Raw genomic sequence first — 21,007 nt, 5'->3', positions numbered from 1 at the left:
TCGGTGGCGTTCGGCGGCGGGGCGGCGGCGGTTGGTTGGTTGTCGGCCGCGGTGGCGGAGACCTTCGGGCCTGACGCGGTCGCCGAGGCGGCGGGTGACGTGTCGGCGGTCGATAGGCCGGCCGGCGGCGCCCGGACCGTGGTGGCGTTTGGGCGGCGGGCTGGTGCGGGCGCTTCTCCCGCAGCGCCTGGCCGTGGCGTGGCCGAGGGGGTGGCGTGGTGACGCTGGTGGGTTGGTTGCCGGCCGAGGCGGCGAAGCTCTTCGGGCCAGGTGCGGTCGCCGAGGAGGCGTACGACGTCCTTACGGTCGACGTGCCGGCCGGCGACGCCTGGCCGGCGGCGCTGACCGCCGCCCGCGACGAGTTGGGCTGCACCTTCTTCGACTGGCTCAGCGCGGTCGACGAACCGGGCACCGGCCTGCTGATCTGCGCTCATGTGGTCGCCCTCGGGGCACCGCCCCGCCGGCTGCTGCTGCGCACCACCGTCCCGCACGAGGCTCCGTCCCTGCCCACCGCGACCGGTGTCTACCCGGGCGCGGGCTGGCACGAGCGCGAGACCCACGAGATGTTCGGCGTCGACTTTCCCGGCCACCCGGGACTGACCCCGCTGCTGCTCCCCGACGGGTTCGAGGGGCACCCGCTGCGCAAGGACTTCGTCCTGGCCGCGCGGGTGGCCAAACAGTGGCCGGGCGCCAAGGAGCCGGGCGGCGAAACCCCCCGCCGGCGCCAGCCCCTGCCCCCCGGCGTCCCCGACCCCAACGACTGGGGGCCCCTCAAGGGCCAGGCCCCCACGCCTCCCCCCGCGACCCGCCGCCCCCGAGCCACGGCCGCCGGCACGCCGGAACGCACACCACGCCGCGCTCGCTCGGCGAGCGAGGGCTCCGCGAGCCAGCGGGGCGCCTCCGGCGGTGGGGCCGTGGACGGGCCTTCGCCGTCTCGGGGTGATGACGCCGAGCCGCGTGCGGTGACGCGTGGTCCGCGTCGCTCGCGCTCGGCGAGCGAGGGTTCCGCGAGCCAGCGGGATGCCTCCGGCGGTGGGGCCGTGGACGGGCCTTCGCCGTCTCGGGGTGATGACGCCGAGCCGCGTGCGGTGACGCGTGGTCCGCGTCGCTCGCGCTCGGCGAGCGAGGGTTCCGCGAGTCAACGGAACGCCTCCGGCGGTGGAGCGTCGGCGGAGCGGGCTTCCGCGACCCCGAAACCGTCCGCCGCCCCGGCCGAGCCGGCGGAGCCGGCGCCGCCGGCTGCGGCCTCGGCCGTCGCCCCCTCGGAGAAGCCGGTCCCGGCAGAGCCGGACCCCGCCGCGCCGGCCCAACCGGCGGAGTCGGAGTCGCCGGCTCAGGTGGACTCCGTCTCGTCGCCGGATTCCACGGCCTCGGCGGGGCCTGCCTCGCCCGCTTCCCTCGCCTTGGCGAAGCCGGACCTGGCCGCACCGGCGAAGCCGGAGTCGCCCGCCTCGGCGGAGCCGGATCCGGTCCCCGCGTCCTCGGCGGAGCCGGAGTCGCCGGCTCAGGTGGAGCCGGACCTCGCCTCCTCAGCCCAACCGGCGGAGTCGGAGTCATCGGTCCCGGCTGGCGCCGCTGCCCCGGCGAAGCCGGACCCCGCCGCGCCGGCCGAGCCGGCAGAGCCGGACCCTGCCTCCCCGGCCCAACCGGCGGAGCCGGAGTCGCCGGCCTCGGCGGGTGCCGTTTCCTCGGTGGAGCCGGGTCCGGACCGTGCGTCCTCGGTCGAGTCGGAGTCGCCGGCTCAGGTGGACTCCGTCTCGTCGCCGGATTCCACGGCTCCGGCCCAACCGGCGGAGCCCACCTTGCCCGTCCCCGAGTCCCCGGCGAAGCCGGACCCCGCCACGCCCGCCCTGGCGGAGCTGGACCCCGCTGCCTCGGCGGGGCCTGCCTCGCCCGCTTCCCTCGCCTTGGCGAAGCCGGACCCGGCCGCACCGGCGAAGCCGGAGTCGCCCGCCTCGGCGGAGCCGGATCCGGTCCCCGCGTCCTCGGCGGAGCCGGACCCCGCCACGCCCGCCTCGGCGGAGCCGGACCCCGCCTCCCCGGCCGCCCCGGCGAAGCCGGAGCCTGCCTCCCCGGCCCAGCCGGCGGAGCCGCCCGCCGAGCCGGACCGCGCCCAGCCGGCGGAGCCGGCCGCCGAGCCGGACCCCGCCCAACCGGCGGAGCCGCCTGCGGAGCCGCCCGCCGTGCCGGGGGCCGCAGGGGAGGAGGGGGAGTGATGGACGTTTGGGAGGTTGCGCTGCGGGTTGGCGCCGTGTTGGTGGCGTTTCTCGTGTTGCCGTTGCTCGTGGGGCAGGGGGAGCACAAGGCGATGGCCCATATGCAGGGGCGGCTCGGGCCCATGCATGCGGGTGGGTTCCATGGTTGGGCTCAACTCATCGCGGACGGTGTGAAGTTCGCGCAGAAGGAGGACACCGTCCCGGAGGGGGCCGATCGGCGGATCTTCCGGTTGGCGCCAGCCGTGGCGTTGATTCCGTATCTCGTGGTGCTGATCGCGATCCCGGTGGGGCCCGACGGGTTCGTCGGGCAGAGCCTGGACGCGGGGATCTTCTTCGTGCTGGCGGTGCTGGGCATCGGCGTGCTGGGGTCGTTGATCGCCGGTTGGGCGTCGGCGAACAAGTACTCGTTGCTCGGCGGGTTGCGGACGGCGGCCCAACTGATGGCCTACGAGCTGCCGTTGCTGCTCTCCGCCGCGTCCGTCGCGATGGCCGCCGGGACGCTCAGTCTGACCGGCATTCTCAACGAGTTCGAGTGGTGGTGGGTGCCCTGGCAGCTGGTGGGCGCCTTTGTGTTCTTCACCGCCGGGCTGGCCGAACTGCAGCGGCCGCCGTTCGACGCGCCGATCGCGCCCGAGGAGATCATCTTCGGCGCTTACACCGAGTACTCGGGGCTCAGGTTCGCGTTCTTCCTGCTCGCCGAGTACGCCGGCATCGTGGTCATCTCCGCGTTGACGGCGGTGCTGTTCCTCGGCGGGTGGCATGGTCCGTTCTCGGACCAACTCGGTTGGCTGTGGACCTTGTTGAAAACCGGCGCGCTGTGTTTCGTGGTGATCTGGGCGCGGGTCGCCTGGCCCAGGCTGCGCGCCGACCAGATCCAGAAGTTCGCCTGGACGGTGCTGGTGCCGCTCGCGCTGGCCCAGATCGCGTTGACCGGAGTGATCAAGGTGGTGATCGGATGAGCCTGGGATCGGGGCTCGCCAAGGGGCTGGCCATCACGTTGCGCACCATGACCCGGCGGGCGGTGACCGCGCAGTATCCCGAGACGCAGCCGGAGTTGCCGCCGCGCAGCCGGGGGGTGATCGGGCTGTTCGAGGAGAACTGCACGGTCTGCATGCTGTGCGCGCGGGAGTGCCCGGACTGGTGCATCTATATCGACTCGCACAAGGAGACGTTGCCGGCGGCGGCGCCCGGTGGGCGGGAGCGCAGCCGCAACGTGTTGGACCGGTTCGCCATCGACTTCTCGCTCTGCATGTACTGCGGGATCTGTGTCGAGGTCTGTCCGTTCGATGCCCTCTTCTGGTCGCCGGAGTTTGAGTACGCGACCACGGATATTCGTGAACTGACCCATGAACGGGACACGTTGCGCGCCTGGATGTGGACGGTGCCCGAGCCGCCGCCGTTGGATCCGGCCGGTGAGGAGCCCAAGGAGATCGCCGCCGCCCGCAAGGCCGCCGAGAAGCAGGCCGGTAGCGGGGACGCCCCGTGAGCGGGCCGGGGTTTCTCTCGCCCTCCGGCCAGGAGATCGTGTTTCTGCTGGTCGGCGTCGTGGTGCTGGGCGCCGCCGTGCTCTGTGTGACGACGCGGCAGCTGGTGCACGCCGCGCTCTGGCTGGTGGTGGCGCTCGGCGGGCTGGCCGTCGAGTACCTGCTGCTGACCGCCGAGTTCATCGCCTGGGTGCAGGTGTTGATCTATCTGGGTTCTGTGGTGGTGCTGCTGCTCTTCGGGCTGATGCTCACCAGGGCGCCCATCGGCCCGTCGCCCGATGTCGACTCGGGCAACCGCTGGGTCGCCCTGGCCGTCGCGCTGGCGTCGGCGGCGACGCTGGTCACCCTGGTGGTGGACGCGTTCCGCAGCACCTGGATCGATCTGGAGACACCGCACGGCGAGTCGGCCGCGTTGGGCGACAGCCTGTTCCGCTACTGGGTGCTGCCGTTCGAGGCGCTGTCGGTGCTGCTGCTGGCCGCGCTGGTCGGCGCCATCGCGCTGTCCCGGACGCGGGCCCGGGCCGGGGCGGGTGAGCGCTGATGCATCTGGTCTATCCCACGGTGCTGGCCGCGCTGCTGTTCTGCGTCGGGGTCTACGGCGTGCTGGCCCGCCGCAACGCCATCCTCGTGCTGATGTCGGTGGAGCTGATGCTCGCCGCCGTCAGCCTCAATCTGGTCGCTTTCGACGTGTGGCTGCGGGACGAGGCACACACCGGCCAGATCTTCACTCTCTTCCTCATCGCCCTCTCCGCCGCCGAGATCGGCGTCGGACTGGCCATCGTGCTGCTCGTCTACCGCCAACGCGGCACCTCCGCCGTCGACCAGCTGCGTGAACTGGGCGACGAGGAACGGGACTCCGCCGGCGCAGCGAGCCGGGAGACCACCACCACGTGAACACCACGACCGCCGCCGTCCTCGTTCCGCTGCTGCCGCTGCTGGCCGCCGCCGTCACCCTGCTGACCGGGCGGCGGGCCCCCGGCTTCGTGCGGCCGCTGGCCGTGCTGCCCATGCTGGCCACCACCGCGCTGGCCGTGCTGGTGGCCGTCCGGCAGCGCGGCGAGGAGCCGTTGCTGGCCGCCACCGAGCTGGCGCCGACCGGGAACGCGACGCTGCCCATCGAACTCGCCCTGCGCCTGGACGGGTTCGCGGTGCTGGTGGCGGTGCTGGTCACCGCCGTGGCCAGCTGTGTGCAGCTCTACTCCACCGGCTATCTGCGCGGCGACGCCCGTTACCCCTCCTATGCCGCGCTGGTCTCGCTCTTCACCTCGGCCATGCTGCTGGTCGTCTACACCGATGATCTGGTGGTGCTCCTGGTCGGCTGGGAAGTGATGGGCATCTGTTCGTACTTCCTGGTGGGGCACTACTGGGAGACGTCCGCCGCCCGGGCCGCCTCGCTCAAGGCGTTCCTGGTCACCAAGCTCGGCGACGTCCCGTTCCTGATCGGCATCCTGGCGCTGGCCTCGGAGGCCGGCAGCTTCCGGATCAGCGAGATCGTGGCCCGGGTCTCGTCCTCGATCTCCGGCTTCGAGCTGGACCATCCGACGGTGATCGCGCTGCTGCTGCTCGCCGGCGTGGCCGGCAAGTCGGCGCAGGTGCCGCTGCACACCTGGCTGCCGGACGCGATGGCGGGCCCGACGCCGGTTTCGGCGCTGATCCACGCGGCGACCATGGTCGCGGCCGGGGTCTACTTCATCGCCAGGCTGCTGCCGGTCTTCGCCCAGTCGGCGGCGGCGCTGGTGGTGTTGGCCGTGGTGGCCGCGCTCACCATGCTGGCCTCGGCGCTCGCCGCGCTGGCCCAGGACGACGTCAAACGGGTCCTCGCCTACTCCACCATCGGCCAACTCGGCTTTATGACGGGTGCGTTGGCCGTTGCCGACCGCGAGGCCGCCGTCTTCCACCTGCTCACCCACGGCGCGTTCAAGGCGCTGCTGTTCCTGGCCGCCGGGGTGCTGATCCAGACGGCCGGCACCGGCTCGTTGACCGCCATGTCCCGGATGCGGGATCTGCGCCGCCGGGCGCCGGACGCGTTCTGGGCGATGACGATCGGCCTGTTGGCGCTGGCGGCGGTGCCGCCGTTCGCCGGCTTCTTCTCCAAGGAGGCCGTCATAGGCGCGGCCGAACACGTCGCCCTGGACAACGAGCACGGCGTCTCGTCCAGCCTGGCCGCGCCCGTCGCCGCCGGCTGGATCGTGCTGGTGGGCGGGCTGGCCGCCGCGCTGCTGACCGCCGCCTACGCGGCCAGGCTCTGGCTGCTCGCCTTCCACGATCCGGTCCGCGCCCGCGAGGGCCTGGTGCCGCCGGGCGAGCGGTCGAGCCCGGTGATGACCGGGGTGCTGTGGCTGCTGACGGTGCCCTCGCTGCTGCTGGGGCTCGCCTACGGCGAACTGCCCGAATGGTTCGACGGCGGCTCGCTGGCGCCCACCCTCACCACCTCCGTACTGGCCACAGGCGCCGCCGTGTTGGGCGGCACCGCCACCTATGCGGCCTGGCGCCGCGCCTACGAGGGCGCGGGCGAGGAGGATCCCGCGCCCGCGCTGCTCGGCCCGCTGCGCCGGCCGGCCGAGGCCGGGTTCCATCTGGACGCGCTCTACACGGCGGCCGTGGTCCGTCCGGTCCGCGCGCTCGCCGGCCTGGTGCGCTTCCTGGACCGGACGGTGGTCGACACCTATGTACGGGGCACCGCCGCCGCGCCCGGGCTGTTGGGAACGCTCACCCGCCGGGCCCAGACCGGCAATGTCCAGACCTATCTGAGCACGCTGGTCGCCGGGGCCCTGGTGCTCGGGCTGGCCGCCGTACTCGTCGCGGCGGGGGACTGATCCGATGATCACGCTGTCCGACTCGGTGCAACAGTGGCTGCTGGTCGCGGCCCTGGCCCTGCCCCTGCTGGGCGCCGCCGCCGCACTGCTGCCGGCCCCGCCGGGACTGCGCGGCGCCGGCGGCCCCGACCGGGACGTGCTGCGGCACGGCGTCACCGTCACCGGCGCGGTGCTGGTCGCCACCCTGGTGCTGGCCGCCGCGTTCGACCACGACCAACCGGCCGCCGTCCAGGCCGAGACCGATGTCTCCTGGATCCCGGCACTGAACATCAGGATGCATCTCGGGATCGACGGCATCTCGCTCCCGCTGCTGGTGCTGACCGCGCTGCTGACGTTCCTCTGCGCGCTCTACTCCTACTTCCGGCCGCCCACCGGCGCCCACACCCCGGGGCCGCGCGCCTTTGTCGCGCTGCTGCTGCTGTTGGAGACCGGGATGCTGGCCACCTTCGCGGTGCTGGACCTGGTGCTCTTCTTCCTCGCCTTCGAGACCGTGCTCGTCCCGATGTACTTCCTGATCGCCCGCTGGGGCAACGGCGCCGAACGAGCCGCCGCCGCTTGGAAGTTCGTCCTGTTCACGGTGCTGGGCTCGGTGCTGATGCTGCTCGGGCTGCTGCTGATCGGGGTCCGCGCCGGCACCTTCGACATGATCGCGCTCGCCGACGCGCACGGCACCGGGCTGACCAGGGGCACCCAGCTGATCGCCGTCCTCGCCATCGGCCTCGGCTTCGCGATCAAGACCCCGATGTGGCCCCTGCACAGCTGGCTGCCCGACGCCCACACCGCCGCGCCGACGGTGGGCTCGGTGCTGCTCGCCGGGGTGCTGCTGAAGATGGGCACCTACGGGTTCGTACGGATCGTGCTGCCGGCGGCGCCCGAGGGGATGCACACTTTCGCGCCCTATCTGGCCGCCTTCGCGGTGGCGGGCATCATCTATGGCTCCCTCGCCTGTCTCGCCCTGGTCCTGCCAACGCCGGCGAACGGCGCGGCCCGGTTCCTGCCCCACCCGGGCGAGGGCCGCGATCTCAAGCGGCTGATCGCCTATTCGTCCGTCGGCCATATGGGCTTCGTCCTGCTGGGCATCGCCACCCTCACCCACACCGGGGTCAACGGCGCGCTCTTCGCCAACGTCGCCCACGGCCTGATCACCGGGCTGCTCTTCTTCCTGGTCGGCGCCCTCAAGGACCGCACCGGCAGCACCGATGTCGACACCCTCGCCGGCCGGGAGGGGGGCGCGCTCTACGCCCGCGCCCCCCGGTTCGGCGGGCTGCTCGCCTTCGCCGCCGTCGCCTCGCTCGGACTGCCAGGGCTCGCCGGGTTCTGGGGTGAACTGCTCGCCCTGCTCGGCTCGTTCCACCCGGCGGACGGCCTCAGCCGGCCCGCGTTCCTCACCTACCTCGCGGTCGCCGCCGTCGGCACCCTGCTGACCGCCGCCTATCTGCTGCTGGTGGTCCGCCGGGTCTGCATGGGCCCGCGCCCGGCCGACGACGTCCCCGCGCTGGCCGATCTGCGGGGCTTCGAGTACGCGGCGTTCGGCCCGCTGGTCGCCCTGATCCTGCTGGCCGGACTCTGGCCGGCCGTACTGCTGAACCTCACCGATCCCGTTGTGCAGAACCTCCTGCCGGGAGCCGTCCGATGAACCTGATCCAGACCGTGGACTGGGCGGTTGTCGCGCCCCCGCTGATCGCCGCGCTGGCGGCGGTCGCGGTGCTGGTCGCCGACCTCTTCCTGCCGGCGGGCCGCAAGGCGCCACTGGCCTGGGCGGCCGTCGGCGGCCTCGCCCTGGCCGCGCTGGCGCTGCTGCCGCTGCGCGACGGGGACCGCGCCACCTTCTGCCTGGCCGACGATCCCGGGCTCTGCTCCTATGCCGCCGACCGGTTCGCCCTCATCGTCCAACTGCTGGTGCTCGGCGGCGCGTTGGTCGCCGCGCTGCTCTCGGTGCCGGAGCTGCGGCCGGGCCGCTCCGGGGAGGAGTCGGGCGAGCTGCCCGGGGGCGAGTTCTGGTTCCTGCTGCTCTCCTCGGCCGCCGGCGCCGCGCTGCTGCCGGCCGCCCGCGACATGGCCACCCTGATCATCGCGCTCGAAGTCACCACGCTGCCCGCCTACGCCCTGGTCGGGCTGCGGCGCGGCAGCACGGTCGGCCCCGAGGCGGCGCTGAAGTTCTTCCTCTCCTCCGTCACCGCGACGGCCGTCGCCCTGCTCGGCATCAGCTTTGTCTACGCCGGCGCCGGCAGCCTCCACCTGGACGGGATCGCCGGCGCGCTGCCGGACGCCGACCCCCGACTCGCGACGCTGGCCGAGGCCGGGGTGGCGCTGACCCTGGTCGGCTTCGCCTTCAAGATCGCCGCGGTGCCCTTCCACTTCTGGGTCCCGGAGACCTACCAGGGCGCCCCGCTGCCGGTCGCCGGCTATCTCTCGGTGGTCGGCAAGACCGCGGGCCTGGCCGGGCTGATCCTGGTCACCACCCGGGCGTTCCCCGCCTTCGGCGACCTCTGGGGGCCGGTGCTCGCGGTGCTGGCCGGGCTCACCATGACCGCCGGCAATGTCGCCGCGCTGCGCACCGCCGGCGAGGCCCCGCACAGCGCGGTGCGGCTGCTGGCCTGGTCATCGATCGGCCAGGCCGGCTATCTGCTGGTCCCGATCGCCGCCGCCGGCTATGCCACCGGGGGCGAGGAGATGTCCTCGGCGGTCGGCGCCGCCATCGCCTATGCGCTGATGTATGGCGCGGTGAACCTCGGCGCGTTCGCCGTGCTCGCGCTGCTCCTCCAGGAGCGGGGCGACGGCACCGGGCGTCGTATCGCTGACTTTCGCGGCCTCTACGCCCGGCGTCCGCTGGCCGCCCTGGCCCTGGCCTTCTTCCTGCTCTGCCTGGCCGGACTGCCCCCGGGGGTGATCGGCCTCTTCGCCAAGGTGGCGGTCTTCAGGTCCGCCGTCGACGCGGGGCTCGGGGCGCTGGCCGTGGTGATGGCGGTGAACGTGGCCATCGCCCTTGTCTACTACCTGCGTTGGACGGCGCTGCTCTTCCAGCCGGCCGAGGCCCCGGTCCCGGCCCCGTTCCTGGCCCCGGCCCCCGTTCCGGTTCCCGCCGAGGAGCCAGACTCCGAGCCCACGCCGGTGCCCCCCGCGCCGCGCCGCCCGCTGGCCGTCGGCGGCGCCATCGCGCTGACCAGCGGCATCGCGCTCGCATTGTCCGGAGCACCGCAACTGATCCTCACCTTCGCCGGCGGCGGCCTGCTCTAGCGGCCGGCCCGCTCCGCCGCCGTTGGCGGCCCTCCCCGGAACGCACCGACCCGTTTCCGTCACCGGACCGACCCCGCCACGTCCGGCTCGGGTAACGACGCGTCGGCCTGGGAACGCATGCCCTTCGTATGGCGTTGTGCACTTCGGGAGTGTCCACTGTTAGTGGAGATACTCCAAAATCCGGGATGATCCGGACACCCCCATGCGCGCGATCTGGAGGGCACACCGTGCACCGCCGGCACAACGGATTGAGGACAGCCGCACTGCTGGGCGGCATGTCCGCCCTGATCCTGGTGGTGGGCAGCCTCTTCGGTCGCACGGGGCTGCTGATCGCCCTCGTCCTCGCGCTCGCCACCAACGGCTACGCGTACTGGAACAGCGACCGGCTCGCCCTGCGTTCCATGCGGGCGCGCCCGGTGGGGGAGTTCGAGGCCCCCGCGCTCTACCGGATGGTGCGCGAGCTGGCCGGGCAGGCGCGGCAGCCCATGCCCCGGCTCTATATCTCGCCCACGGAGGCCCCCAACGCCTTCGCCACCGGCCGCAATCCGCGCAATGCCGCCGTCTGCTGCACGGAGGGCATCCTGCGGCTGCTCGACGAGCGGGAGTTGCGCGGCGTGATCGGACATGAGCTGAGCCATGTCTACAACCGCGACATTCTGATCTCCTCGGTGGCCGGAGCCATGGCCTCCGTGATCATGTTCCTGGTGAACTTCGCCTGGTTCCTCCCGCTCGGGCGGGATGACGACGACGGTCCCGGGCTGGTGGGGATGCTCCTGGTGCTGGTGCTCGGTCCGATCGCGGCCTCGCTGATCCAGCTCGCCGTCAGCCGCTCCCGCGAGTACGAGGCGGACGCCGCCGGCGCCCAGCTCACCGGGGATCCGTTGGCCCTGGCCAGCGCGCTGCGCAAGCTGGAGGCCGGCACCCAGCGGCTGCCGCTGCGCCCCGAGCCGCAGTTGGAGACGGCCAGCCATATGATGATCGCCAATCCGTTTCGCCGTGGCGAGGGCCTGGCCAGGATGTTTGCCACCCATCCGCCGATGGCCGAGCGCATTGCCCGCCTGGAGAGGATGGCGGGCGGCGGGCGTTGACGCCATGCTGTGTGCGTGCGAACCCTTCTGAACATTCTCTGGCTTGTCTTTTCCGGTTTCTGGATGGCCCTGGGCTATGCCATTGCCGGACTCGTCTGCTTTGCGCTTGTGATCACCATCCCCTTTGGGGTGGCCTGCTTCCGTATCGCCAGATATGCGCTCTGGCCCTTCGGGTACCGGGTGACGGACCGGCACGACGCGGGGCTGGTCTCCGGGCTCGGCAATGTGATCTGGCTGATCTTTGCCGGAATCTGGATCACCCTGGGCCATATCCTGGCCGGTCTCGCCTTCTGCGTGACCGTGATCGGGATCCCCTTCGGCATCGCCCACTTCAAGCTGGTGCCGGTCTCCCTGATGCCGCTCGGCCGCGAGATCGTCCCCGCCTGACCGCCGGCGGGACCGTTCCCACCCGACCGCCGGGGGGACCGTTCCCACCCGACCGCCGGGGGCGGAAGCGCCCATGAACGACGACGGCCCGGGCACTCCCGCCCGGGCCGTCGACCACCACTCGCCGTGCCGGCTACCGCCGCTTGGCCTTCTCCTGCGCGCGCTCGCCGGCCGCCGCGTCCTCGTCGGGCTCCTCGCCCGCCACCCCGCCCGCGCGCCTGGCGCTGACATAGCGCTCGCGCGCATAGCGGATGCCCTCGTGCAGCAGGGTGATGCCGAGCGCCAGGCCGAGGCCCAACATCACGCCGCGCAACGGCTCCTCCTCGAACGCGTGGCCGCCGATATAGCCGATCGCCGTCGAGTAGACGGCCCAGGAAACGGCCGCGATGGTGTCGTAGAAACTGAACGAGCGGAGCGGATAGCCCGTCGCGCCCGTGGTCAACGTGGCGGCCGTGCGCCCGCCCGGGATGTAACGGGCGACCACCAGCACCAGACCGCCGCGCTTCTCCAACATCCGGGCCACGGCGTCATAGGCCTTGCGGGTACGGGTGCCCGGCTTGAGCTTGGCGTAGATCCGGGAACCGGACTTTCTGCCTATGTAGTAGGAGATATGGTCGCCCGAGAACGCGCCGATCGCCGCCACCACCACGATCAGCACCACATTGGGCTCACCATTCGCAGCTGCGAATACCGCCAGGGTGATCACCAGCGTCTCGCTGGGCACCACGGGGAAGAATCCGTCGAGCATGGCGATGGCATACAGCGCCAAATACACCCACGGGGTGGAGACGAAGTCTTCGACCGCCTGGAGGATCGCATCGTTCATGTCCGCAAGGCTAAGTAATAGAAGCGGTCGGCGCTGCTGTTGATCCGTAACGGTCACGTCCGGTTTTCGCACGGGCCTTCCCGGTGACCGGGCCGGCCGAGAGCGAGGTCGCCCCGCCCGCCTCCGACGGGCGCGGGAGAAGTGGGCGAACTCACACGGCGTAACGCCACCTCCCGGCGGTCCCGGTGGCGCGAACGGACGCACCGGGGGGCCGAACGGGGAGCCCGCCCGGTTCGTCACCCGTCCGTCATCGCCCCGCGCCCCTCCCGTGACGCGTGCGGCGCCGGGACGGGCCCGGACGACGCCGTCCAGCCGACGGGGGCGGTTCTGCCCCCCAACCACACCTTCGCTAAAGCGAATACCCGGTCAGAGCCAGCCGTTTCTTCGGAAGCCCCGATGGATCAGAAGGCTCGCCGTCGCGATGACCCCGAGCACCAGCGGATAGCCGAACCGCCAGTGCAGCTCCGGCATATGGTCGAAGTTCATGCCGTAGACGCCGCACACCATCGTGGGCACCGCGATGATCGCCGCCCATGCCGTGATCTTGCGCATGTCCTCGTTCTGCGTCGCCTGCACCTGCGCCAGATTGGCCTGCAGAATCGAGTCGATCAACGAGTCATAGGCGGTGACCTGGTCGGAGACCCGGGTGAGGTGGTCCGCGACATCGCGGAAGTAGCTGCGAATGTCCGGGTCGATCACCGCCAGCGGCGCCTCGGAGAGCCGCTGCAGCGGACGGTCCAGCGGACCGACCGACCTTTTCAGCTCCAGAACCTCCCGCTTCAGCTGGTAGATCCGCTCGACCTCGGTGGCGCTGCCCCTGGTGTCGGCGAACACCGCCGCCTCGATCTCGTCGATATCGTCCCGCACCGCCGCCGTCACATCCAGATAGTGGTCCACCACCTGGTCGGCGATCGCGTGCAACACCGCCGACGGCCCCTTCGCCAACTGCTCGGGCGTTCCCTCCAGCCGGCGCCGCAGCGCGGCCAGCGAGCCATGGCTCCCATGGCGGACCGTGATCACGAAGTCCGCGCCGACAAAGACCATGATCTCGCTGCTCTCCACCACTTCGCTGGTGGCGGTCAGCTCGCTGTGGCCCACATAGCGAACCGTCTTGAGCACCATGAAAAGCGTCTCGTCGTACTGTTCGAGCTTCGGCCGCTGATGGGCGTGCACCGCGTCCTCGACGGCCAGCGGGTGCAGCCCGAACTGCGAGGCCACACCGGCGAGTTCGTCCTCGGTGGGCTCATGGAGCCCGATCCAGACGAAGGTGCCGCGCCCGCGCCTCCTGGCCTGCCGGATCGCGGACGCCGGATCCCCGCTGTTCGGGCGACGCACCCCGTCCCGATAGACCGCACAGTCCACCACGGCGTCCGTCGCCACCGTGCTCCCGTCGTCGACGACCTCCGTGGGACGCTGCCGCCAGGCCAGATCGAAGGCCGCGCGGAGCGGACGAATCATGGACACGCCTACCTCCTACCCCACGCGGCACCCGCTGTCAGTGGGCCACGCCCAGCGATGTTCCGACACCGCCACCGGCGCTGGTGCCCGCAACAGCTCTAGCGATAGTTCACGAACTGCACCGCGAAGTCGAAGTCCGCCTCCTTCACCAGGCGTTGCACCTCCTGCAGCGCGTCCCGGCTCTTCGAGCTGACCCGCAGCTCGTCCCCCTGCACCTGCGCCTTGACGCCCTTCGGGCCCTCGTCCCTGATCAGCTTGGCGACCTTCTTGGCGTCCTCGGTGGAGATGCCCTCCTTGACGCTGGACACCAGCCGGTACTCCTTCCCCGACGCCTGGGGCTCACCGGCGTCCAGGGCCTTCAGGGAGATGCCACGCTTGATCAGCTTGGACTGGAAGATGTCCAGAACGGCCTTCGTCCGCTCCTCGGCGTTGGCCCGGATCTCGATCAGCTCGCCCGACCAGCCGATGGAGGCTCCCACCCCGCGGAAGTCGTAGCGTTGCGAGATCTCCTTGGCGGCCTGGTTGAGGGCGTTGTCGACCTCCTGCCGATCGACCTTGGAGACAATGTCGAAACTGGAGTCGGCCATGGTGGTATTGGCTCCTCACACATCCGGATCGGGCTCAGTCGCCGACAGCCTAGCCACCACCCCCCGCGTTCGACCCGGCCGAACCGAGTGGCGAACCACCCCCACGCATCGGGTATGGTTTACCCGCAGCAAGGCGGTGTGCCCGAGCGGCCAAAGGGAGCAGACTGTAAATCTGCCGGCTCAGCCTTCCCAGGTTCGAATCCTGGCGCCGCCACAGCTCAGGAAAGACCCTCCGACCAGCGAGCATCGCTGGTCGGAGGGTCTTTTCGCTTCTCCTGGAGGGCGCTGTCCCGGCTGGTGCGGAAGAGCCGTCCGTCTTGTGTGGTTCCGTGGTGGTGGATGTGATGCGCGGCATCCGGACGAGGACGGGCGGGACGGGCACGGGGCGGGTGTCCTCCGGGGCCCGCGCCCTGAGTCCGCGTACTTCGTGGGCCTGTCCGCCGTCGGTCCAGCTTCGCCCCGCGCGGACCACTCCACCGCGCGGGGTGAGTCGGCCCCGGCCCGCGGCGGGGAGGTGGCACTGGCTTTCCGCCCAAGCGCTTGCCGAGCGCGTCCAGTGCTCTTCGGAGTACCGCGGCATCCTCAAGGTCGGGGGCCCGGGAGGGAGTTCTTCCTCGCCCACTCCAGGGCTCTGACGTGCTCCTCTGGTGTGTCCTGGCTCCAGGCGTTCTTGTTGTAGGCGCTGCGGTAAAGGGGGCGTCAAAGGAGACGGTCGTCGGCCTGCCGGGTCCGTCCTCCGTCAGGGCGGGGATGATCGTGGCCAGGGCATCGGCCACGTTGCGCCGGGACTTGGCGGGGGATCGTCTCCCCTTTGCGGTCGACAAAGGTGTGGGTGGTGGTCATACCAGGTGACCAAGCCTCTCGGTGCCCGCAGTTCGGAGACCGGCAGCCCGGTCTCGGTGTCGAACTGCTCGCCGCGACGGATCGCTGCCGTCAGCTCGGACCGACGCCGTCGGCCTGGGGCTTCAGCCGGTAGCTCTTGGGGAACTTGCGCTGTCCGACGAGCCAGTGGACGCGATACGGCTCTGGGCGTTCGCGTCGCGTCTCGATGGGCGTAGACGCGGACGTCGTAGGTCAGCAACTGATCCCTTCCTCTTGTGCGGTGAGCCAACGACCGAGGTCGGTGCGACGGAAGCGGAGCCGGCCGTTCGGAAGCGTGAGCGCTTTCGGCACGAGGCCGCGCACCCGCATCCGATAGAAGGCGGCTCGGGAGATGCACAGCTCGGCCTCGAACAGGTTGCGCACGTTGCGCTCGGTCTGCCCGATGCCCCGCGCGATGGCCGCGCGCCGCCCCCGCCCTGGCAATGGCGGGTTCTTCTCCCCGCGCGCCCTGCGGGCCACCCGCTCGCGTTTCTCGTCCGCACTGAGCGGGTCCGCGTGGCACGTCGGCGACCAGGCTGTCACGGCGTGCCTCGCGCTCCGGCAACCGCGCACACAGACGCTCGAACAACTCCATGGCGGCCCGGAGCGTGGTGAGGCCGTCGTCGTTACCTGTCACGCGCTTCCCCGGCACGGATATCGCCGTTGCCACGACACGTCTTCTTTCCGCACCAGCATCCGGTCCAGTGGCCACCGCACGGTCCCGCGATTCCCCAGGACCGATGTTGAGCTGGGAGCGGAGATCGACATGACGCCTCTCCCGGACGAGACACACAAAAACAGGAGCATCCACGCACGCGCGAGGAGGACGTCGGCGCCCCGATTTGACTGTCAAATCGGCTACGGAACACCCCCGCTCGCGCGGGGAGGACACTTGCTGACCTGGGGTGTTAGGAGGGGTTTGCCGTTTCTTTGCCTTGTGGTGCGTGCGGATGCCGGGGTGGGTTGGGCATGGCTCAGCCTTGTCGTGGGTGCCTGCGGCCGAGGTTCAGGCTATCCGTGGCCTCTGACATCGGCGGCTAAGTTCAGGTGCTGCCCGGTCCGTTGAGGAGTCGGGCGATGACGTCGTCGGTGTCCAAGGCCCGGTTGTCCTTCAGGCCGCCGAAGTCCAGCGACGGTTCTCCCGGGCCCGCTCGCATCGTCAACTCGCCGGCTCGGACGGGTGGGGCCTGTCACCGGTCGGCGCAGCGGCGAGGACGCGCTGCCGGATGGGGTCCGGTAGACAGGCCAGGGTGTGGAGCATGGCCGGGCCGGCACCCGGTGCACCCGCTCGGCGTGGCCGGTTGCGCATGGTCTCAGTGGGCGGCGTCGAGGGAGAGTTTGCCGAGGTGGGTGCGGGTGGCGAGGGTGGTGTGTGCTTCGGCGGCGTCGGTGAGGGGGTGGATGGCGCCGGTGATGGGGGTGAGGCTGCCGTCCCGCACGGCTTCGAAGAGGGCGTTGATGCTGGTGGGGAGGGCGGTGCGGTCGGCGTAGAGGTGGGGGAGCCAGAAGGTGTTGACGTTGATGGATTTTTCCATCAGGGCGCGGGTGGGGAGGTCGGTGGTCTGGCCTGAGGCGTAGCCGTAGAGGACGAGTCGGCCGCGGGGTGCCAGGGCTGCGATGGTCTCTCGGAGGACCGTTCCGCCGGTCATTTCCAGGGCGGTGTGGATGGGGCCGCCGGCGGCTTCGACGATGCGTTCGGCGAGGTCGTCCGCGGTGGAGTCGATGATGGCGTCGGCGCCGAGTTCGCGGGCGAGGCGTCGCCTCAGTTCGGTGCTGGCGAGGGCGATGACGCGGGCGCCGGCTCGTTTGGCGAGTTGGACGGCGATGGAGCCGAGGCCGCTGCCGGCGGCGGGGATCAACACGGTCTGGTCGGGTTGGAGTTGGGCGGCGGTGAAGAGGAGGTGCCAAGCCGACTGGCCCTGGAGGGCCAGGGCGATGGCCTGGTCGTCGTCGATATCGTCGGGGACCTCCCAGGATGCGCGGCGGTGGAGGTGTGCCTGTTCGGCGTAGCCGCCGCCCTGGGTGAGCCCGATGAGACGCCGGCCGTCGGTGGTGGTGCCGAGGACCTCGTTGCCGGGGGTGTAGGGGAGCGTGACGGGGGCGAGGTAGCTGTCCGTCCTGGCGTGCACATCGGCGTAGTTGACGCCGGCCCGGACCACCCTCACCAACTGGTGCGCCGGGCGCGGTTCCAGATCCGGGACCTCCTCGATCCGCAGGACCTCGGGCCCACCGAACTCTTTCATGACGATCGCGCGCACAACGCTCCCTGGGGAATGGTGGCCATGTTGGCGAACAGCACCATAAATCAGATTCGGTGAGGGGGTTTCGCTGTTCGGAGAAAAAGCCGCACTTTCTCGCCAAGCGAGAATTTTCCGCGTGGAGGTGAATGTTTCTCGCCACGTGCGCAATGGCATCTCATGCGACTGCGTTTGCCGTTTTCGTGTCGACCCGTGGCGATTTGACGTGTAGAACTGGAGTTCAGGAGCGAAGCACTGTTCGAGGCGGTGCAAAGCTCAGCCCTGTGACCTCAGGACGATTCGCGGAGTGATTCTCATGGTTCTCCGCGAAAGTGGGGTGCGCACGGCGCCGCCGGATCGGGAAGTTGACGGCGGCGGGTCCCCGTTGCTGTCCGCTTCCGGCGCTCGGCTCACGGTGGCGGGAGGGGACTCGGTGTCCCTGCGGGCAGAGAGGGGCGTTGACGCCGGCGTGGCCGAGCCCCTTGATGCCGCGAGCTGGCTTATGCCCCAGCCTGACGCGTCAGTTCATCGCGCGGGCACTCGGCTCTCCACGGATCGTGCGGCTACCCGTGCGACGAGATTCCGCGTCCTTTGTTGCGCAGAGCCTGCAGAACCGGCCTCGCCTGATCGAAGTCGCGTTCGAGCAGCACCTTCGACGGACTGCGCTCCTCTGGGGGACGCCTTCTCAGCTGATGCGGAAGGCGCCGATGTGCCGGGCGCAGTATTCGAACCATGGTCGGCGGGACGGGGCGGGGCGAGCGCCCGGGGGCCGGCCCCCAGTACCCCGCTCTCAACCGGCCGATGGTGGCGACTGCCGCTGTTGCGGGTGGGGCTGGTGCGGATACGGCGGTTGCTGGTAGGAGAGTTGGGGGTGCTGTTGTCCAACGGTGTTGAGGAAGTAGTGGAGTTCCTGCTGCCAGAGAGAGATGACGCGCATCTTGCTCGCGCGGCGTTTTCCGGGAAGTTGGTAGCGGAACTCGGCGTCGCCGTGGCCATCCCACTTCAGGTCGCTGAAGGTGCTGAGGAACTGGGCGCGGGGGATGGTGTGTTTGACGCGTTTCACACGGTGGAAGACGCGGCCAGTGCGGATGAAGAGAACGTGGTGGTCGGTGAGGACGACGGTGTAGAAGCGTTCGACGAGCGTCTCGTAGAGGGACAGCGCCCAGACGAAGATCGTTGCCCAGGAGAGCGACTCGCCCAACTCCCCGGAGGTGGTCTGGAACGTGACCCAGGGACGTTCGGCTGGGTGCGCCTCGGCAGCTCGTCGTGTGCCCTGTTCCACGATGGCTGACTTGCTGACTGGCATCTGGGCATCCTCCGTAGGACACGCGGCCGTACCGCAGGCCGCTGATCAGGTCATGACGTTCATCAGTCGGCCGGCTGCGGCTCCGGACGTCGCGTCGGATGTGCCTTGCCGTCCACCACCGGGCCGGCGACAAACGCGATGCTGCGAAGCAGTCGCACGACGGATGGCATGTACGCCTCCCAGTGCGCTGGTTGGGGTGTGCTGAAGGAGACCGTCAGGAGGTACTGATCGGTCAGCGAAGGCGATGTGGGTACGGGGACGTACGCTTGGAGTTCGGCGACGCGCATCACGAACGGCTCTCTGGAGTTGTCCTGCCAGGGCACGTCGTAGGAATGCCCACCGGTGACGACGGCAGCGGGACCGCACGGCAGGTCGTAGACACCTCCGCTCCACCCCTTGCCCTTGGCCGCCACGAGGGAATGCATGGCCCCCTCGGCAGCGACCCGGGTGCTCTCTCCGTAGGCGAACCTGTGGGCGGTGACGACCAGCGTGGCCGTGGAACGCTCCCCACTGATCACGCGCAGCGCGCTGCCCGTGAAGAGCGTGCCGGTGGCGCGTAGGAGACCGGAAAGCGCGTGGAACGGACGTACCAACTCGTCGTCGACCGGATGCCCCCCGGCGCCGCGGGCGTCGAACTCACGCCGCAGGTAGTCAGCGGTCCCCTCGGCGGTCATTCCTGCGGGCATGCCCGTGAAGGCTTCCGAAACCTCGAAAAGGGCCTGCACTACGCCGCCTCCTGGCCATGCCAAGCGCGGTCGAAGCCCAGATAGAGAGGAACTTCCGGTATCGCGACAGGGCTGGGAGTCGGCAGGGTGGCCAGCCCCAGCGCCTCGACATGGTTCCGGTCGGCAACTCTCTCGGACAGCACCTGGCGGGCGGAAGCGCCTGGAACGAACGGGATCGCCTCCGCGTCGGCGGCGCTGGTCTCAAGAGGAGCACCCTGGACGATGAACTGGTCCATGTCGACCTCCAGAGTCTCGATCTCGCCCTCCCACGGCATGTCCAGCCAGGGCCAGTCGATGTCCTCCCAGGGGTACTGGACGTCGGCACCGCCCCAGTCCGCCACGCCGTAGGCTCCGAGACCGGCCAGTTGCATGGTCCATCCGGAGATCTTGAAGCCTCTGGCGACGGCCAGAACGACGCCCCTGACCTGTGGGATCGGGATGAACCTGGCGACGCTCCGCAGCACGTTGCCCACGGTGGAGTACACATCGGCGATGGTCAGCAGAATGTCCCCGATGACCGCTATCTTCGCGGCGTTCTCCCGGAACCACTGGGCGAAGTTCTCCAGGACTTCCTGGGCGAGGTCGGTGACGGCGTTGATGACGTCGCCGATGGCGTCGCCGATGCGCGAGAGCCAGCCTGGTTTGTTGGGTGCGATATCGCCGGCGTTGTTGAGGCGTTCCGCGATCGACTCGCCGTATTCGGTGTAGTCCATGGCCAGTGCGAGTGCTCGGCTGCGGATGTCCTCCAGCCGCTGCTGGGCGGTCTGTTGGTCGGCCTCCTGCTGGCGGAATCGGTTTATGGCCTGCTCGCGCTCCTCCTCCGGCATCTCCTCGAACGGGTTCACCGGTGTGGGGGATGGCAGAGCGTCCAGGGCGGTTTGCGCCTCCCGTGCTTCGGTTTCCAGGTTTCTGGCACGGTTCTGTGCGCTCGGCATATAGCGTGACCAGTCCTCCAGGGCTGAGGCGGCGATGGCGAAGGAGTCGCGCGCTGCCTCGACCTTGGGCCGGAAGTCTTCGTCGAAGCTTTCCCGAAACGCCTCAGCGGACCGCCCGCGCCATTGCCCCGGACCGGCCGTTCCGCTGAGCAGGAAAACGATGTCGCCCAAGGTGGTTGCGGTCTGTCGTACGTCCTGGGCGATCCCGGTGGCGGTGGGCTCATCGCCAGGACAGGGCACGAAGCCCAGAGCCGGATAGTCCGCCTCCTGCTCGGGCGAAGGCGCCGCGGGTAAGGACCAACTCATACGGCGACCACCTCGTGCGGGCTGCTGCCCGGTTCGCTGGATCCGAGGGAGGAAGCCAGCTCCTCGTCGATCCCCTGGAAGGCGCGAATCACCTCGTCCAGGGCGGCTGCGGCCTCTTCGGCGAATTCGCCGAGCTGCGAGATGCCGTACTCCCACTCGTCTCCGAAGTCGTCCATCCGGCTGACGAGGCGAGTAACGCCCATGGCCGCGCCGTCAGCCTCGGCCACGGCCTGGCATGGCCGTTCCATCAGATCTGCAACTTGTCTGATGTTGTCCCGGGTGGCGCGGATCATGTCGTAGTCCAGGTACAGATCGCTACTAATCATATCAAACACCCTGCTCGTGGGCGAGCGAAGCTCCGGGTGATGGGCTACACGGAGACGACGGGACTCAACTCCCCATTGAGGCCGTCAGTTGAGGGAGAGTAGTCAACTGGTGACAGTAACGGTAGAGATTTTGACTCTCTGTGAGTAGCGGCAGTGACCGGGTGCAGACCGGCGAGGCCATGACGCGGCTCCGTATCGCCGAGGGGTTCGAC

19 protein-coding genes and 1 tRNA gene are annotated in these 21,007 nt (G+C 70.2%); 11 read left to right on the top strand and 9 right to left on the bottom strand.

From position 1 onward, the window contains the following. The first annotated feature begins 215 nt into the window (after window positions 1-215). From AOM46_RS08910 to AOM46_RS08865, 10 genes are all read left to right on the top strand, one after another. Window positions 216-2,216, top strand: coding sequence for an NADH-quinone oxidoreductase subunit C (locus tag AOM46_RS08910; RefSeq protein WP_062207759.1), 2,001 nt, complete (start codon window positions 216-218; stop codon window positions 2,214-2,216). Then, the gene (locus AOM46_RS08905) at window positions 2,216-3,175 is read left to right on the top strand and encodes a complex I subunit 1 family protein (protein WP_062207756.1); all 960 of its coding nucleotides are present in this window, start codon (window positions 2,216-2,218) and stop codon (window positions 3,173-3,175) included. Before AOM46_RS08910 ends, AOM46_RS08905 begins: the two co-directional genes overlap by 1 nt. Next, on the top strand, window positions 3,172-3,702 hold the full coding sequence (locus tag AOM46_RS08900; RefSeq protein ID WP_062207753.1) for an NADH-quinone oxidoreductase subunit I: 531 nt from the start codon (window positions 3,172-3,174) through the stop codon (window positions 3,700-3,702). Before AOM46_RS08905 ends, AOM46_RS08900 begins: the two co-directional genes overlap by 4 nt. Beyond that, window positions 3,699-4,241: an NADH-quinone oxidoreductase subunit J gene (locus tag AOM46_RS08895; RefSeq protein WP_062207750.1), complete on the top strand. Its 543-nt coding sequence runs from the start codon at window positions 3,699-3,701 to the stop codon at window positions 4,239-4,241. Before AOM46_RS08900 ends, AOM46_RS08895 begins: the two co-directional genes overlap by 4 nt. Continuing rightward, entirely contained in the window at window positions 4,241-4,594 is a 354-nt protein-coding gene (gene nuoK, locus AOM46_RS08890) for an NADH-quinone oxidoreductase subunit NuoK (RefSeq protein WP_062207747.1), read from the top strand. Before AOM46_RS08895 ends, nuoK begins: the two co-directional genes overlap by 1 nt. After that, window positions 4,591-6,516 carry an NADH-quinone oxidoreductase subunit L gene (locus AOM46_RS08885; protein ID WP_062207744.1) on the top strand — a complete coding sequence of 642 codons (1,926 nt, stop codon included), beginning with the start codon at window positions 4,591-4,593 and terminating at the stop codon, window positions 6,514-6,516. Before nuoK ends, AOM46_RS08885 begins: the two co-directional genes overlap by 4 nt. Before the next feature lie 4 nt (window positions 6,517-6,520). After that, on the top strand, window positions 6,521-8,152 hold the full coding sequence (locus AOM46_RS08880) for a NuoM family protein (RefSeq protein ID WP_062207741.1): 1,632 nt from the start codon (window positions 6,521-6,523) through the stop codon (window positions 8,150-8,152). Continuing rightward, complete coding sequence (locus AOM46_RS08875) at window positions 8,149-9,753, top strand: NADH-quinone oxidoreductase subunit N (protein ID WP_062207738.1); 1,605 nt, start codon at window positions 8,149-8,151, stop codon at window positions 9,751-9,753. Before AOM46_RS08880 ends, AOM46_RS08875 begins: the two co-directional genes overlap by 4 nt. Window positions 9,754-9,980: 227 nt before the next feature. Further along, window positions 9,981-10,841, top strand: a complete 861-nt coding sequence (htpX, locus tag AOM46_RS08870) for a zinc metalloprotease HtpX (protein WP_062207735.1) — start codon at window positions 9,981-9,983, stop codon at window positions 10,839-10,841. Window positions 10,842-10,856: 15 nt separating this feature from the next. Beyond that, window positions 10,857-11,228, top strand: a complete 372-nt coding sequence (locus AOM46_RS08865) for a YccF domain-containing protein (protein ID WP_062207732.1) — start codon at window positions 10,857-10,859, stop codon at window positions 11,226-11,228. A 133-nt stretch (window positions 11,229-11,361) separates the two neighbouring features. Here the strand turns inward: AOM46_RS08865 and AOM46_RS08860 are convergent, their stop codons facing one another. The 3 genes from AOM46_RS08860 to AOM46_RS08850 all read right to left on the bottom strand — a co-directional run bounded on the left by AOM46_RS08860 (window position 11,362) and on the right by AOM46_RS08850 (window position 14,099). Continuing rightward, the gene (locus tag AOM46_RS08860) at window positions 11,362-12,054 is read right to left on the bottom strand and encodes a DedA family protein (RefSeq protein ID WP_062207729.1); all 693 of its coding nucleotides are present in this window, start codon (window positions 12,052-12,054) and stop codon (window positions 11,362-11,364) included. 366 nt (window positions 12,055-12,420) lie between these two features. Further along, on the bottom strand, window positions 12,421-13,518 hold the full coding sequence (gene corA / locus AOM46_RS08855; RefSeq protein ID WP_062207727.1) for a magnesium/cobalt transporter CorA: 1,098 nt from the start codon (window positions 13,516-13,518) through the stop codon (window positions 12,421-12,423). Window positions 13,519-13,610: 92 nt separating this feature from the next. Further along, entirely contained in the window at window positions 13,611-14,099 is a 489-nt protein-coding gene (locus tag AOM46_RS08850; RefSeq protein ID WP_062207724.1) for a YajQ family cyclic di-GMP-binding protein, read from the bottom strand. A gap of 132 nt (window positions 14,100-14,231) precedes the next feature. On the opposite strand from AOM46_RS08850, the gene AOM46_RS08845 reads away from it, so the two are divergent. Beyond that, window positions 14,232-14,313: transfer RNA gene (locus AOM46_RS08845), tRNA-Tyr, on the top strand. 860 nt (window positions 14,314-15,173) lie between these two features. Here AOM46_RS08845 and AOM46_RS36015 read toward each other — a convergent pair. The 6 genes from AOM46_RS36015 to AOM46_RS08815 form a co-directional block, all read right to left on the bottom strand. Further along, on the bottom strand, window positions 15,174-15,503 hold the full coding sequence (locus AOM46_RS36015; RefSeq protein ID WP_370592664.1) for a helix-turn-helix transcriptional regulator: 330 nt from the start codon (window positions 15,501-15,503) through the stop codon (window positions 15,174-15,176). A gap of 770 nt (window positions 15,504-16,273) precedes the next feature. Next, complete coding sequence (locus tag AOM46_RS08835; protein ID WP_067226005.1) at window positions 16,274-17,218, bottom strand: zinc-binding dehydrogenase; 945 nt, start codon at window positions 17,216-17,218, stop codon at window positions 16,274-16,276. A 769-nt stretch (window positions 17,219-17,987) separates the two neighbouring features. Beyond that, a complete protein-coding gene (locus AOM46_RS08830; protein WP_062207721.1) occupies window positions 17,988-18,503 on the bottom strand; it encodes a hypothetical protein in 516 nt (171 codons plus the stop codon). Window positions 18,504-18,565: 62 nt separating this feature from the next. Then, window positions 18,566-19,189 carry a hypothetical protein gene (locus AOM46_RS08825; protein WP_158920309.1) on the bottom strand — a complete coding sequence of 208 codons (624 nt, stop codon included), beginning with the start codon at window positions 19,187-19,189 and terminating at the stop codon, window positions 18,566-18,568. Window positions 19,190-19,227: 38 nt separating this feature from the next. Continuing rightward, complete coding sequence (locus AOM46_RS08820; RefSeq protein ID WP_062207715.1) at window positions 19,228-20,469, bottom strand: hypothetical protein; 1,242 nt, start codon at window positions 20,467-20,469, stop codon at window positions 19,228-19,230. Beyond that, on the bottom strand, window positions 20,466-20,795 hold the full coding sequence (locus AOM46_RS08815) for a hypothetical protein (RefSeq protein WP_062207712.1): 330 nt from the start codon (window positions 20,793-20,795) through the stop codon (window positions 20,466-20,468). Before AOM46_RS08815 ends, AOM46_RS08820 begins: the two co-directional genes overlap by 4 nt. Window positions 20,796-21,007 lie beyond the last annotated feature (212 nt).

Source organism: Streptomyces sp. NBRC 109706 (genome assembly GCF_000974485.1).
GTDB lineage: Bacteria > Actinomycetota > Actinomycetes > Streptomycetales > Streptomycetaceae > Streptomyces.
Note: the sequence above shows the minus strand (reverse complement) of the source record. Positions and strands in the feature narration are given on the sequence as shown.